Source organism: Nitrobacter sp. CN101 (assembly GCF_055390255.1).
The window spans coordinates 128,368-142,925 of record NZ_AP038833.1 but is presented as its reverse complement, the minus strand read 5'-3'; the positions used below and the strand labels follow the sequence as shown (position 1 = coordinate 142,925).

General features: G+C 58.4%; 11 protein-coding genes. 5 read left to right on the top strand and 6 right to left on the bottom strand.

The genetic code is table 11. The features are described 5' to 3' along the window. Positions 1–184 precede the first annotated feature (184 nt). On the top strand, positions 185–835 hold the full coding sequence (locus tag ACZ5IL_RS00620; protein ID WP_464594547.1) for a response regulator transcription factor: 651 nt from the start codon (positions 185–187) through the stop codon (positions 833–835). A 193-nt stretch (positions 836–1,028) separates the two neighbouring features. On the opposite strand, the gene hemA is transcribed toward ACZ5IL_RS00620, so the two are convergent. From hemA to ACZ5IL_RS00595, 5 genes are all read right to left on the bottom strand, one after another. Continuing rightward, entirely contained in the window at positions 1,029–2,258 is a 1,230-nt protein-coding gene (hemA, locus tag ACZ5IL_RS00615; protein ID WP_425907463.1) for a 5-aminolevulinate synthase, read from the bottom strand. Positions 2,259–2,482: 224 nt separating this feature from the next. Further along, positions 2,483–3,508, bottom strand: a complete 1,026-nt coding sequence (bioB, locus tag ACZ5IL_RS00610) for a biotin synthase BioB (protein WP_464594546.1) — start codon at positions 3,506–3,508, stop codon at positions 2,483–2,485. Positions 3,509–3,684: 176 nt separating this feature from the next. Then, positions 3,685–4,371 (bottom strand): outer membrane protein, encoded by a 687-nt coding sequence (locus ACZ5IL_RS00605; RefSeq protein WP_464594545.1) that lies wholly within the window; start codon positions 4,369–4,371, stop codon positions 3,685–3,687. 421 nt (positions 4,372–4,792) lie between these two features. After that, a complete protein-coding gene (locus tag ACZ5IL_RS00600; protein WP_464594543.1) occupies positions 4,793–6,061 on the bottom strand; it encodes a tyrosine-type recombinase/integrase in 1,269 nt (422 codons plus the stop codon). An 85-nt stretch (positions 6,062–6,146) separates the two neighbouring features. Next, the gene (locus ACZ5IL_RS00595; RefSeq protein WP_464594542.1) at positions 6,147–6,458 is read right to left on the bottom strand and encodes a hypothetical protein; all 312 of its coding nucleotides are present in this window, start codon (positions 6,456–6,458) and stop codon (positions 6,147–6,149) included. Positions 6,459–6,616: 158 nt separating this feature from the next. On the opposite strand from ACZ5IL_RS00595, the gene ACZ5IL_RS00590 reads away from it, so the two are divergent. Then, positions 6,617–7,465: a hypothetical protein gene (locus tag ACZ5IL_RS00590; RefSeq protein ID WP_464594540.1), complete on the top strand. Its 849-nt coding sequence runs from the start codon at positions 6,617–6,619 to the stop codon at positions 7,463–7,465. Between the two features lie 566 nt (positions 7,466–8,031). Here the strand turns inward: ACZ5IL_RS00590 and ACZ5IL_RS00585 are convergent. Continuing rightward, on the bottom strand, positions 8,032–8,988 hold the full coding sequence (locus ACZ5IL_RS00585; protein WP_464594539.1) for a hypothetical protein: 957 nt from the start codon (positions 8,986–8,988) through the stop codon (positions 8,032–8,034). A gap of 504 nt (positions 8,989–9,492) precedes the next feature. Here ACZ5IL_RS00585 and ACZ5IL_RS00580 point away from each other — a divergent pair. The 3 genes from ACZ5IL_RS00580 to ACZ5IL_RS00570 all read left to right on the top strand — a co-directional run bounded on the left by ACZ5IL_RS00580 (position 9,493) and on the right by ACZ5IL_RS00570 (position 14,242). Beyond that, entirely contained in the window at positions 9,493–10,641 is a 1,149-nt protein-coding gene (locus ACZ5IL_RS00580) for a tyrosine-type recombinase/integrase (RefSeq protein ID WP_464594538.1), read from the top strand. A 116-nt stretch (positions 10,642–10,757) separates the two neighbouring features. Further along, on the top strand, positions 10,758–12,362 hold the full coding sequence (locus tag ACZ5IL_RS00575) for a hypothetical protein (RefSeq protein ID WP_464594537.1): 1,605 nt from the start codon (positions 10,758–10,760) through the stop codon (positions 12,360–12,362). After that, a complete protein-coding gene (locus ACZ5IL_RS00570; RefSeq protein ID WP_464594535.1) occupies positions 12,362–14,242 on the top strand; it encodes a hypothetical protein in 1,881 nt (626 codons plus the stop codon). Before ACZ5IL_RS00575 ends, ACZ5IL_RS00570 begins: the two co-directional genes overlap by 1 nt. Positions 14,243–14,558 lie beyond the last annotated feature (316 nt).

The following is a 14,558-nucleotide window of genomic DNA, read 5'->3' as shown; positions in this document are numbered from 1 at the left end:
CCAGTCCCACATTGTGTGTCGCAGGGCTTGCCCTTGAAGCCTGCTTCTGATGGCCGCTGCTCTCACCGTCAAAATCAAACTGCCTCGCGGACCACTCTGCCGAGATGATTGCGGACCCCACACGAATCAGATTATACACGTATAAGTTGCGGTAACTCGCCTTTCGCTCGTGAGGAAGCCGCGGATGGGAAAGCTTTTGCCTTTTGTGTCGGATGTCCCGGTTTTTGTCGTCGACGATGATTCGTCGGTACGTGAAACGCTGGTTCTCCTTTTGAAAATCGAGGGGTATGCCGCGCAAGGCTTTAGCGACGGCGCTTCGTTTCTTGAGGAGGTTCGCAGCGCATCTCCCGCCTGTGTCATTCTCGACCTGCATCTTCCCGGCGAATCGGGATTTCAAGTCCTGCGCAGGCTCGCCGCCGAAAAAGTTGCCTCGCCTATCCTCGTGATCTCGGGCGCAGCCGACATTGCAATGGCTGTCGAAGTCATGAAGCATGGCGCGCTTGACTTCCTGGAGAAGCCGTTTTCCTCCGATGCCATCGTCGACCGTGTTCGTGCCGCGGTGAAGGTTTGGCGAGAGACGCGCGGGAGCGAGAACGGCGGCCTCGCCAGCTTTCCCGGCCGCCATCTATTGACCTGCCGAGAGCGCGAGGTTCTATCCCAGGTGGCCAGGGGTGCTTCGAACAAGGAAGCGGGGAGGAGACTTGGCATCAGTCCGCGCACCGTCGAGGTTCATCGCGCGCGGATCATGGACAAGCTCGGGGCGAAAAACACCGCCGATCTGATTCGGATCGTGTTCTCGGAGGCGAGTTCTCGGCGGCAGCTTTCCGCGTCCTAGAGCCCTTCCGCTGCTGAGGCGGGTTCTGCTTGAAAAAACTTTGCGGCAATCGCACCCCCTCAGCTGGATAGTTTCCAGCTCAGCCGTTCCTCCGCTTAGCGGAGGAGGGGTAGCGGTTCACGCGGAAAAATACCCCACCTCGAACGAGAACGCGTTTGTGTTTCCGTTAAACGCGAAACGTTCCGACAGGTTCTTACTCGGCTGCCATGGATTTTGCCTGCAGCGGCAGATCGAGACGCTCCCACACCTGAAGCAGTGCTTCGGCCAACTGATCGATCAGCGCGTCGTCGTGGTACGGCGACGGCGTGATTCGTAACCGCTCCATTCCCTTGGCAACGGTCGGATAGTTGATTGGCTGGATATAGATGTTGTGGTCGTGCAGCAGCATATCGCAGGCCTGCTTGCAGCGCTCGGGATCGCCGACGAAAATCGGAACGATATGCGTCGAACTGACCATCACCGGCAGACCTGCCGCGATCAGGCTCGCCTTGGTTCGCGCGGCCCGCTCTTGATGGCGTTCGCGTTCCCAAGTTGATGATTTGAGATGTCGGATCGCGGCGGTCGCCGCGGAGCAGATCGCGGGCGGCAATGAGGTGGTAAAGATGAAGCCCGGCGCATAGGAACGCACGGCGTCGATGATCTCGGAATTGCCGGCGATGTAGCCGCCGAGGCAGCCGAAGGCCTTGGCGAGCGTGCCTTCAAGGACGTCGATGCGGTGCATAACGCCTTCGCGCTCTGCGATGCCGCCGCCGCGCGGGCCATACATGCCGACGGCGTGCACCTCGTCGACATAAGTCATGGCGTCGTAGCGTTCGGCGAGGTCGCAGATCTTCGAAAGCGGCGCGACATCGCCATCCATCGAATACAGGCTTTCGCAGGCGATCAGCTTGGGACGATCTGGGGCGGCGGCGCGAAGCAGCTCCTCGAGATGGGCAAGGTCGTTGTGGCGGAAAACCACACGTTCACAGCCGGACTGCCGGATGCCTTCGATCATCGAATTGTGGTTGAGTGCGTCAGAGAGGATCAGGCAGTTCGGAATCAGCTTTGCGAGCGTCGAAATACCGGTCTGATTCGAGACATAACCGGACGTGAACACGAGCGCCGCCGGCTTGCCGTGCAGATCGGCAAGCTCCTGTTCGAGCTGGACCAGAGGATGATGGTTTCCAGCGATATTGCGGGTGCCTCCGGCGCCGGTGCCGATACGGGTCGCTGTCTCGACCATGGCGCCGACCACCTTCGGGTGCTGACCCATGCCGAGATAGTCGTTCGAACACCAGATGATGACGTTGCGCGGGCCCTTGGGCGTGTGCAACGTGGCATAGGGGAACCGACCGGCGATGCGCTCAAGATCGGCGAAAACACGGTAGCGCCGCTCGTCATGAAGGCGATCCAGCGCGTTACTGAAGAACTTGCTATAATCCATGACAACATCCGGATAAAAGCCCGGTACGCCGGACCGATCAGAACCTTTTTAGAGCCTTTCCAGCGGGGCTGTCGAGCCGAATCCGCAAAAGCGCCGGCTTGAGGGTTAAAAATCGCCATTAATTTTGCGCTGGAACAAAGCGGCCCTGCAACCGGCTGCCCGCTCGCGTCATGCGAGCAAGCTGATGACCCCTCGTTGCGCCGCAACCGAGGTAGTTCTCCCGATCAGATCAGCGAGGCGGCAGGCGCTTTCGCACTGTCCAGCGGGGACCTCATGCCGAGGCGGTCGAGCAATGCCGCGTCGCGCACGGTCTGCGGATTCTTCGTGGTGAGCAAAAGGTCGCCTATGAAAATGGAGTTGGCGCCGGCCACGAAGCACAGGGCTTGCAGTTCATCGGTCATGTATTGCCGGCCCGCTGACAGCCTTACCACGCTCTTCGGCATCATGATCCGCGCCACCGCGATCATGCGGACCAGCGCTATCGGATCCGGTCGCTCGGCCGTGGCGTTGACCGGCACCCCCTGGACCTCGTTCCACATGTTGATAGGAACGCTTTCCGGATGCGCCGGGAGATTGGCCAGCAGCATCAACATGCCGAGGCGGTCGCCGATCTGCTCTCCCATGCCGATGATGCCGCCGCAGCAGAGCTTCAGCCCAGCCTCGCGTGCATTGGCGAGCGTGTCGATACGGTCCTGCATGGTGCGGGTGGTGATGATCTGGCCGTAGAATTCGGGGGAAGTATCGACATTGTGGTTGTAGAAATCGAGTCCGGCCTTCTGCAGCCGCCGCGCCTGCTCGGGGGTGAGCATCCCCAGCGTCGCGCAAGTTTCCATGCCCAGTTCCTTGACGGCGCTGACCATGTCACAGATCCGATCGAGATCCCTGTCCTTCGGATTGCGCCAGGCCGCCGCCATGCAGAACCGGCCGGCGCCGGCATCCTTTGCCCGCCGGGCGGTGTCAATGACCGCTTCCCTATCCATCAGCTTCGTGGCTTTGACCCCGGCGTCGTAATGCGCGCTTTGCGCACAGTATCCGCAGTCTTCCGGGCAGCCGCCGGTCTTGATGCTGAGCAGGCTCGCGGTCTCGACGTGATTAGGATCGAAATTGCGGCGATGGATGGTCTGTGCCTGAAAAAGCAGATCTGGGAACGGGAGATTATAAAGTGTTTCGGCTTCGAGCCGCGTCCAATCGTGGCGCGTGCGCGCGACCGAATCATGGGTGCTGTCGAACGAAACCGAGGCTGAGTCCATGGCGCGATTCCCGTGTGCTCTCGTCATGCGGAATCGGGTCTTTGAACCGGTTTGCCGCTTGGCACAGATACCATGTGCGCTGCGAATCGCGAATGAGATCAAGCCCCGAGAGCAAAAAAGGCCGGCATAAGATGCCGGCCTTTCTCGTACTTCAGAACCGTGAGGTTCGGAAGTGATCAGTATCCCGGAGCAAGCGGAGCGCCCACCGGAGCACCCCAGTTGAAACGATAGTTCAGGCCGACCTTGATGGTGTGCTGGTCGTTGCGGAAGCTGCCGGCGACCAAAGCCGGAGCCGGACCGACGAAGTTCACAGTGCCGAAATCGTAGTACTGGTACTCGACCTTGCCCGACCAGTTCTGGGTGAACAGGTATTCAAGACCGCCGCCAACGGTGTAGCCGTCACGGCCACCGTTGCCGCCGAAACCGTTGGAGAAGCGCGAGTCAGCCCAGCCGTAGCCGCCCTTGACGTACAGCAGCGCCGGACCCCAGGTGTAGCCGAGCCGGCCAGTGACCGATCCGAGGCCACGGTTAGCGAAATTGCTGCCGGTGTCGAGGAAGCTGTAGTTGGCTTCGATGCCGAACACCCAGTTCGGGGAGAACTGCGTGTCGTAGCCGACCTGCACACCACCCATGAACCGGCCATCGTTGTTGTTGGTGATAAAGCCCGGTGCAAGGACGTTATTGCTGCCACCGAAAGCGCCGCCGATGTGACCACCGATGTAGAAGCCGGTCCAGTTATAGATCGGCGCGGGCGTGTAGGCCGGTGCCTTGGTGTAGGGGCGCGCCGCGAGATCGGCGGCTTGTGCTGGCACGATCGCGGCCATACCGAGGAAGGCTACAGAAGCGAGCAAAATCTTTTTCATTGTATTCTCCAGGAATTCAAGTTCCGAGCAGCCGTTCGTCGGCCCCGTCATTTGGACCCTAGATCGATTTGCCGAAAAAAGCTGTCACTGAGACGCCACACTCTGAAACGTTCGCAATCCGTTGAGGGGCAGCAAGAAGGCATCGGATCTTGTAAGCTTAATGCCGCCCTAATAAAAGCTAAATGGAGCCTTAATTCCCGTGCCTTTCCGCCAATTTTGGGCAAGCAACAAGGCTGCTGAAGCTTTTCCTCGGGCGGTCTCGGAGCCGCAACTCTGCGAATCACCTTTCGATTCGCGCTACTTGAGGATCGTTCGCGCTCTTCAAGAAAGATAAAGAATGGTGCTGCCAGACAGGATTGAACTGTCGACCTCTCCATTACCAATGGAGTGGTCGGACCCCAAGGATCGACTGTCCGATCAATTACTTAGCTGATTTTTTGGTCTGTGCCTGTGCCAAATTCGTGCCAGGCGAACCGCGTTCGTCCACGAGCGCGCGTTGATGCTCCGCGTCGCAGATCATGTAACCATTGAGTGAGCGGATGTCGCGCCATCCGCCCTGGTTCATCGCTGCGCGAGGATCGCGGCGTCCGACGTCGGTGGCGAACTTGTGCCTAAACCAGTGCTGGGTGATGGCGCGCAGTATCTTCAGGTCGTCTGCCTTCATTCGCCTGAGGCGGTCGACTTCGGTGCGGTCGCCGGCGGACCGCATAGCGGCGATCTTCTCGTCGTAGTCTGCTTCGATCTTCTTGAGCGCTCGTCGCTTCGCCGCGTTGAAGGCGGTCTTGTTCTGGGTCCCCCACGCGCCTCCATTGGGTTTGTAGGGCTTACCCTTGTAGTGCAGGAACAACGGTTCGTCGGAGCCGGGACCGATCTTCCCCCGCCTCACCTGCAACGTGCGCCACTGCAGGTAGTCGATAAACGGCGTCCGGATGGACTCAGGCAACGCCACCGGCACGTCGTCGCCGTTCTTGGTGTTGCGGAAGGTCAACGTCATCGTCCCCAAGTCGAGATCGCCCAAAGAGCAGCCCTGCAGGATCGATGACACTCGGGTGCCGCCTACCCATGCCACCCGGATTTGGATCGCGAGTGATAGGTGCGCGGCTTCCACAAGAGCCTCCACGAGGTCGATGCGAAACTGCACCACGGCCCGCCGAGTCCGGCGTTGCGGGTTGCGCGCCTTCTGATCGCGCACGAAGGCCGGCAACGCCGGATACTGGCCGCCCGCGATCTTGAGCACCAGGAACGCGCAAAGCCCCGAGATGTAACGCTCACGTGTTCCAGCCGTGTTGCCGCTTTGGCGCCGGTCGACGAAGGCGATGATCTCTTCGGGAGGTACGTCCCAAAGGATGCGGGTGGTGAACTCAGCCGTGAAGTCTCTCAGGATACGGGCATCGCTCGGCCCGATGGACGATTTCAAACGTTCTGACGCCAAGGTGGCGACGCTCCTGCGAACGACGCCTCCGCCAAGTTCGGCACGGTACGTCGCCTCGAGCTCTCTCGCTCGCCGCTCGGCGGTGGCCTTGTTGTCCTTTGCCGCAGGTATATGCAGCGACTCCCGGACAAGTTTCTTACCTCGTCCGGGGACCTTGAGTGTGCCTGTGGCTCTGAAGGTGTTGTTGCGCACCGAAATGAGCAGGCCACCGCATTGCCACGGCTCGATTTTCGAATTGGATTTCTTGGGCCGTTTCATCTTCGGATTTCGCGCGGTTAGTTGGGAGGGCGCGAAACGCTCCGGCCAGTGGTCAACGTCGTTCGGGACGCCCGGGTCGCTTGCATCAATACGTTCTCGTGTGCTTCGCACCGAGCACTTCCTCAAGGGCGGCTTCGGCATCTGGATCAGGTGGAGATTCACGCCCGGTCTTCTCACGCGTACGGCCATGGGCGAGGATTCCTCTTTGGCTCTCCCGGTGGATGGCCATTTCGAGTTTTTCGAAGCCTTCTTCGCTCCACATCCGCTTGTTGCCGCGCCATCGGTGAAACTCGAACAGCCGCTGAGGCTGCTCCCGCATCTCGTCGTCGGCCAGCCACCCGTTTAGCGTTGAGATGGAAGTCCCGAGCCGAATTGCGACCTGTCGAGCCGTAAGCAAGTCCCGTCCTCCCTGATGACCAGAGTCTACGCATCCGTTTATGCAATTATAACTAGAATCAAGTGATTTACATGTCAAGCAAGAGGTGGCATTCTCCCAACGGCGATTCGCGCTTAGTTAATAGACGTTAACGGCGCGCCATTTACGTGAGACAAGCGATGCGTCGAAATTGGCGGAAGGAGGCCCAGACTGCGATCGAGGAGCTTCAAGACGCCAAGTATGGCGATCGCGAATCTGGGCTGCGGGCGCTCGCACATCGTTTCGGCAATAAATCCGACGACCCGTCCTCGTTGCGACGTGCGATCGGAGCCTTCGAGTTTCTTGAGAAGTTGCGGGTGGCGCATCCGCAAGAATACGAGGGCCTTGCGGGAGTGCCGCTCTCCATCGCCGAGCTAATCGCACGGTGGTACGCGTCCAATCAGAAGCAAGCCTTGGGCGCGGCGAGGAATTGGGCACAGGGTCGGGGGACTGTCCAATCGCTGCGCAGGGCAATGGAAGAAGCTTTGCCGAAAGGGCACGGAGGGAAGGTCGGGGGGGCCCGCGATCGCGCGTACCGGGCATCTGCGCTTAAGCCCGTGACTTTAGTCATCAGGGATTTGACAGGTTCAGAGATCGATTCACTGAGAGAACGGGACCGAGATCCTGCCTCCGGGCTTAAATTCGATTTCTTATTCGAAGTCTCCTCGCAAGACCGGCGTGAGAGAATTGTCGTTCTCATTGTCGGCCCCTACACAAACAGGAAACTGTACCGAGATAGGTGCGACGAGTGGATTGCGCGCGCATTCGGGCTTGCTTGGGTCGTTGACCGTGTGATCCTTGCGCTGCCGGTTGTGGAGTATCTCGAGGCATACAGGGATCGCGCGAGATCGGTTGCGCAGGCGGCACATCGATATCGTGTTGGTGCGACGTCTGACGAGGCTAGAGGCCCGAGAGTCGAGGCCGTTCACATCGAAGTTGATTCACTCGATCCTAGGGATTCCGCCCGGTTGGATCAGTTGAAGATGTGATGCTTGATCCACAAGGCGGTTGAGGCGTGCGAACAAGTATTCCGCTTCTCTGCATAAACCTCAGGATCCTCGCTCCTGCGTTGTTGCGACACCGCGCCTAACCCTCAATTGATTTCTCCATGGTCTTGTAGCGGCCACAGCTTTAATTTTGATGAGCAAGTTCGACGGCGGCGCGTTGGATTTGACCACCCCATCCCCGGGCAACGCGACCATCCGTTCGCGCGTTGATCTGGCCGGCGCTTAGAAATGCTGATTTCCTCAAAGTGCTCACAACATAAACAAAGTAGACTTTGTTTATGTTGCCAATGAGGAAAACAGTAATTTGCAGGGGTTTTACAGGATTCCCTACGCGGGTTAGATCGCCGCGAGAAGTGCGTAAGCCGGCGCTGCGGGAAAAGCGGGCGGAGAGGATTCTTGCAAGGATTGGCGGTCGCCAAGCGGGGTACACGCTTCCACTCGACTTTCGATATCGAAGGGTAAGTGCGCCGCGTATCGGCTATCAATCCACACGAAAGGTGACTGGAGAATCTTTGGTTCACCTTGCGCGCGGCGGCGTCCCAATTTACTCAGTAGACGTCGGCCCACCGTCCCTTCGGGCACAATGTCTTCAGAAGATGTCGGCGGTCGGGCTCTGGAGCGGCCTTCGCTTGGGCAGCAAGCCGAACCGGCTTCTTGTCATCGAGGGCAATCACACCCATCGAACGAATGCCGAGCATGTGGATGATGCTTTCCGCCCGGGCAGCGAACTTGGGATCCGAGTCGTCAGTGAACACGACGTAGTGTCGCCGGAAAAAGCTTGAGGCCACAATCGCTCGGTCAAGCTGATCGGAAAACAGGACCTCGGTCATGGAAGTAGGCGCGTAGATGAATTCGAAGCCGTCGGCTTCCTGATAACGATCATCAATCCACGCGATAGCATCGCAGCGGAGGGGGGCGACCGGCACTCCGAGCGGCCGATGAAACAGCTCGATCCGACCGCTCACCTTGGGTAGGAGTTCCTCAACGCGGGTGAACGTCGTCTCTTCACGCACGCGCCGCGCAGAAGCGGCGTAGGCCCTCGGCGGTTGGGACACCGTACCAACGCGCACCGACTGGTCGCGCCCGGAGATCGGTGAGATCGGCATCAGCGCCGGCTCGAGCGATCCGCGCAATTCCGAGAGTTCGCGCCTCAAGAATTCGACCCTGAGACGTCGCTCTCCAATCTCGGCCATTAATTCCATGGCCCGTCCGGGACTCTGACGCGAAATCCGCTCGATAAGCTCAATGGCGGTGAAGGAGGAGTCGAGCACGTGCTGCTTGGGCCGGCTTTCGTGTGCCACAATCCCGGATTCTAGAAAATTGAGCGCAACCACAAACCTCTTCAGGATGCCGGTGGTGTAACCCGACGCGATCGCGGCTGCCCGCTCCAACCGGTGTCGGTCCGTTCCACCGTCCTTTCCGATTGCACGAAAAGTGGCGGCGACGTCCATCCAAGACCTTCGGTCCTTCTTTGCTCCTCGCAACGCCTCGATTGGATCGGTCATCGCAGCCCTCCTGCACCAGAATGCACATTAGCACCGTAAACCTGCGTTACGCCGAGGTCTTGCAAGCCGCAACAGAGGTCTCACGACTTTTCCGTTGTTTTTGAGCCATTTGGCGTAACCGGAAGTCGATTTTTGGAATTCATGCCAACGAAACTTTAACTATACCATCGCATCTGCATTGTAAAACTAGCGATGCTGTGCAGAATGTGCATCAATAATGTAGCGATGCATAAAAAGCAGCAGGCATGTCAAGCAATCTCAATCTGAAGCAAGACCGAGATTATAAGCGGTTCGCACCAATCCGAATCGCGCACCCGGCGACGGCGATCTGCACAGAGTTCAACGCTGCCCGTCGCAGCCCGTCCCGGATGTTGATGCTGCAGCTCGAAGCGCGTCGGTCCCAAGAATTGGGCGCGGAAAATGCCGGGCAGATCTCGCAGTAAGGTCGAGTCCCGATCTTCGACCAAGCACTCGTGCCGTCGCCACGCGCAAGCTGTCTTTCGCATGGGGCGTGCAGGTATTGCCTGCGGGGTCGATCCGAATCTGGAGGGAGCGTACTTCCTGTGTGAGACGGGCTGTGATCGATCCGAGGCCAACGCATACCTTTACGCCCGCTACACAAGGAAGTTCGCGCAGAAGAGACGTCAGGAAGCGCCTGCGTGGATGGGCAGGGGCAGGAAACTTCGCCCGAAACCCCGATCGCTTCGCGCCCACGCCGGCGATCTGTCACGCGGCCTACGCTGGCTCGAAGCTCGCAATCTCTCCATCCTGAACGTCACCGAAGAAAACCTCGACGAACTCGGCGAGGACCTCGAGCATCAAAAGCTTGAGACCGGAACCATTGGGGCTATTCAGTCGAGCATCATGTACTGCGCCCAATGGGCGGTATGGGAGGGGAAGCGTCCGCCGCTCGAAATGACCTCTAACCCCATCTCGGGACATCAGGGTGTGAGCAATCCTGTTGTCCGTAAGCAGCGGCGCGCGCGTCCCATCGAGTACATCGATCCGGAGACAGCCCACGCCATTTGGAACGCCATTCCGGACCCCGCATATCGGATAGCCGTAAGGCTGGGCTTTGGCAGCGGGCTTCGACCGTTCGAACCCGGTGTCATTGAGGATGGCGACATGCCCCATCGTTCGAACGCCTCGGCTTACCGGCGGGACACCTTTTCAGTAATGGGCAAGGGCGACAAACGACGATACCCCGAAATCGATCCAACGCTCTTAGATGACATCAACCATTACCGTTTCGAGGTGCGTTCTGCGCGAGCTCGAAAATTCCGTGAAAGGCATGGCACCGAATCCACCCACCTTCTCTTGAACGGCAAATTCGGCGAACCGATCTCGTACCAGGGTCTGTACGCAGCGTTCTCCAAGGCGTGTGGCATCGTCGGTGTGAAAGCGCGCCTCCACTGGGCTCGTCATGCTTACGCCTGCGACCACATGGCCAAGGTCGTGGTCGATCGGCTCAAGGCGCTCCTCCACGCAGGCGGGACCGTGGGGCAGACCGACATCGACGCGTTGATGACGGTCGGCCAGGTCGAACTCATGACGCTTATGGGCCACGCGCAGATCGAGACGACCTCGATCTACCTCACAACCGTCCGGCACGCCATCACGCACGCACTAGCCTCCCTGGAGATCGAACCGTGATTCACGAACTAACCATCTCCATCAGGAGTCGGCGTTCGCGCTCCGGTCGGCATTACCGCGCGAAAGTTTTAGACCTCAGTCATCTTAGCAAGGGCCGCAAAGCGGCCGGGACGAACATGCGCGGCCACACCGGTCGCCCCGTACTTGCCAAACAGTGCGTCTCCGCAAAGCGGCAATCCATGGCGATGCGCGGACGCAAGAGCGCAGATGCGTGGGCTCGCTCGCTTTCATACTTGTGGCACACGCTAGATGTCATTGAGGCATCCAACCCGACGATCAAGCGTGTCGACGATGTATGCCGCATTCCCGGTGAGATATGGGACGCATTTTGTGAGCATCTAGACAACGATGATGAGATCACGAAGAAGGCCGAAATCTACATCCTTTGTAGCGATACAGTCACAGACGCGTGTTCGAAAGCTGGCGTGCAGGTCAGACTTCCTGTAAATTATCACGATACAAAGGTTCCGAGTAAGCGACGTGCTGTTGAAGTCCCTTATTCCGAAGATATGAATGCCAAGATTGTAGAGGTTTTCAGACAGGAGCGGCAGCGCGTCCAGGCCAGAGTCAAGTTGGCCAACGAACTCGCGGCTGATCATACCGACAATCTTTTAGACTACATCTCGCGCGACGACTGGTCGTTCCGCGAATACCGCCCGTCTGTTACGCGTCCGAACGTCTTGCATTTCGTGAAGCACGAGCTCCTTTCGTGGATTCCGAACTTCACCGAGTTCGTGGATTGCTACGGATTCCAGCCGCGAAAGATGGGTCAGCCGCCCGACGCCATGCCTGTCAGACTCACGCAGAAGGCGAACCCAAAGTCCGCCTTGCGTAGGGAAGACGGTTCCGGCTTCGGCTTTGCCGCGCTGTATCGTTGGTTTCTGCCGGCTCAGTTTGATCTCGTGCCTTTCATCACGGAAGCCGTCCACATCACGGGCGGCAATCTCGCCTCCATTCTCGATATCGACCGGCACGATTGGTACCGCATGGGCCCGCGCCCCGGAATGGTGGTCGTCTACTCGCGTAAGGCGCGATCGCGGGGGGAGAACGTGGAATGGGACTCATCGATCGACGATCCCAACTCGCTCTATAACATCATTAAGAGCGCAATCGAGTTGACTGAAGTCATGCACGAGTACGTCGAAGCGAAACTAGCGAAACTCTCGGCAGCTCCCAAAACACTGAAGTTGAAGGCCAAGATCGATCGGTTGCTGGAATTGAGGGGATTCGTCTGGGTGGGCTTCAACGTAGCCCATATCGGTCCGATCGGAATGAATCCGGAACGCGACCCCTTTCACGACATCGCCAGCGAGATTCTTCGGCGGCACGAGGTGTTGGAAAACGGCGAGCCCGTGAGGTGGAGCGCCAAGCGTGTGCGCGACGACTTCGCTGCAAAAGTGCACGTGAGCTCGAATTTCTCGTACAAGGCGCTTCAGAGGAAGTTGAAGCACAAGAGAGTGGGGACGGCCGCTTGGTATCTCGAGCAGCCCGAACTCACCATCGAGCAGAGCTTGATGATCTACGAAAGAGTTGCCCAGCTTACTGATAATCCCGCAACACGTGCATCGTATTGGCCTGAACGAGTGGACGCGGAGGTCTGCAGTCCACCGTGCGGCCGCGGTATGACGGTTCTGGTAATGCCGAAGGGCGTGGAGTGGGCGAGAGACGCTGGGCTGCTCAGCGGAGTTGAGGCCGATGTTCGGACGGACAGGAAGAGTTGATGAGCAAGATCGTCAGTGAGACTCGTAAGATCTGGATGAGGCTGAACAGTGACGCGCATGATCCCGCGTTCTTGGTGCAAAAGACGTCTGGAGCGACTCCGGAGAAACCGGAGGGTTCCGTGGTCGGAGATAACGTGTGGTACTTCGACCAGCGGCTCACGGGATCGCCGAACCAATGGCTCCGACGGATTGAATGGGATGTAAGGATCTGCGACGGCTGTCTAACCGCCCCTCAATATGACGATCTTTTGAGACTATCCAAGAGTCTCGGCGTTGCGTTCATGAACAAGTTGGGTCGGTTTAGACATCTATCGCTGGCCACGGTTAAGGCCAATCTCGCTGTGGTGCTGGACTTGGTCGCTTTCGTCGCAAGCGGGCCATGGAAGGAAGGCCGGAAAACCTTGGCCGCGCTTACCCCGCAGGATGGGGAAGCTTTCGTGCGTTCGGTCAGCACCAATTGGCGCCCTGGTTCGAAAACACTCGAACGTTTGGGCTCGCGCATAAAGGAAATTCAGAGGCTCGGCGTCGAGGGTTACATCCACGACAGGTTCGACGAAAAGACATACGCAGCGATAATGATGCTGACGGGGGAGGAATACCCTGATGGTGCTGCGGACAAGCCGAAGAAAGACGAGGATCCTAACGGATTCAGCGCTCGACCCTTCTCCAACGAATACTGTCTAAGCTTCTTGGAGATTCACGACTTCTATATGTCCAGCTTGGCAGAGGATATCTGCCTTCACATTTCTGAACTCGCCAAATACCAGAGAGAAGAGCCAGAATTTGTGAAACAGTTCGGCAAACTCTATGCCCGCAGCAAATACCTGGCACGCCAGCGTTATAAAGAATTCCTAAAGGAGAATCCGTTCCGGGCCGAGAGTCTTCCTTTTGTTCATCACTATCGCTATCCCGTCGTCAATTCGGTTGACCTGATCACTCTTGCGATGATGCTGCAGATCGGAAATTTGCAGCGCGTGGCGATGAGCAACGCGGGTCGCGAAGGCGAGTTGCTCTGGATGGAGCAGGGCTGCCTATCGAAAATCCTGCTGGGGAGTGCGGAAGTCGATTTCATCTCTTCGCGCCGATACAAGAATTCGTCCGTCCCAGGGGGTGACTCCATCGGCTGGCCGGTGAGCACATCCTCCGCACGAGCCGTCAAAACACAGGAGCGTCTTGCTGCGGCAGCAGATAGTCCTTACCTTTGGCTCGGCATGCCGTTCAAGAGGATCGATGGCCGTCTCGGATCGGGGACTGCCGGCAAGGTCCAAAGGTTTGCAATGGCCCACGAGCTTGATGTCGGCCCTGGTGGCACGGCATACGTGCAGCGTTTCAGACCGACAATGGCACTGCTTCTGATGACCGCAGAGAAGGGCCATCCGCATCTCGTAAAACGAGCGTTGGGGCACGGAAACCTTGAGACCACGCTCAGTTATCTTCAGATGAATCCTTACCTGCAGGCTGACCTCGCAATAGCACTTCGTGGCCTGCGAGAGCTGCCGCATACGGACACCGGTGACCTTCGTATCGAACGGCGCGATGGCGACCTGGATGTCGCAACGCTCGAGAATATTCTCATAGACCAGCAGGCACGTGGCATGGTCGCAAGAATTCTCGCTCCTGACGTCATCGCCTTTGCAGAGTCGTCCGCAGACATCGAGGCAAAAGCGCCCTCCGATCCGGGAGCCCTTCGCTACGCGCTTGAGCGCGCCTTGCGCAGGGACGTGCGAAGCCGTCCGATCTTGGCCAGTTGGTTCGAAAGCGAAGCCATCAGGATCTCGATCCATCACCCCGGCGCCGAAAATGACTTATCGGCACGGCTTGGCGGTCTCCTTGAGACCCTCTGTTTGGACACTCGGGAAAGCGCGGGAGCGTTCGGTTAACCAAGCCGACAGGTCCTCCTTGTGAGCAAAACAATATACATGCATCTGTACATGTGCATCGTGCGGAGGGTGGTGTAAATGCCGGAAAAACGGAGAAAGATGGCGAGGGCTGTAGGGCGAATCGAGGCTCTTCCGTGGCAGCAGGCCGGTGCGCGATCGCGGGCTACGGCGACGTCCGAACGTATCCAAAAGGCTCTCGACAAGTTCGAAGCGCAGCTTGTTGGAGGCGAACTCGATCGAATTCCGACCTATGCGGACATAATCAGGCGCGCAGGGGTGGATCGTAAAACTCTCTTCGGAAAAGCGCAGGCGGAAA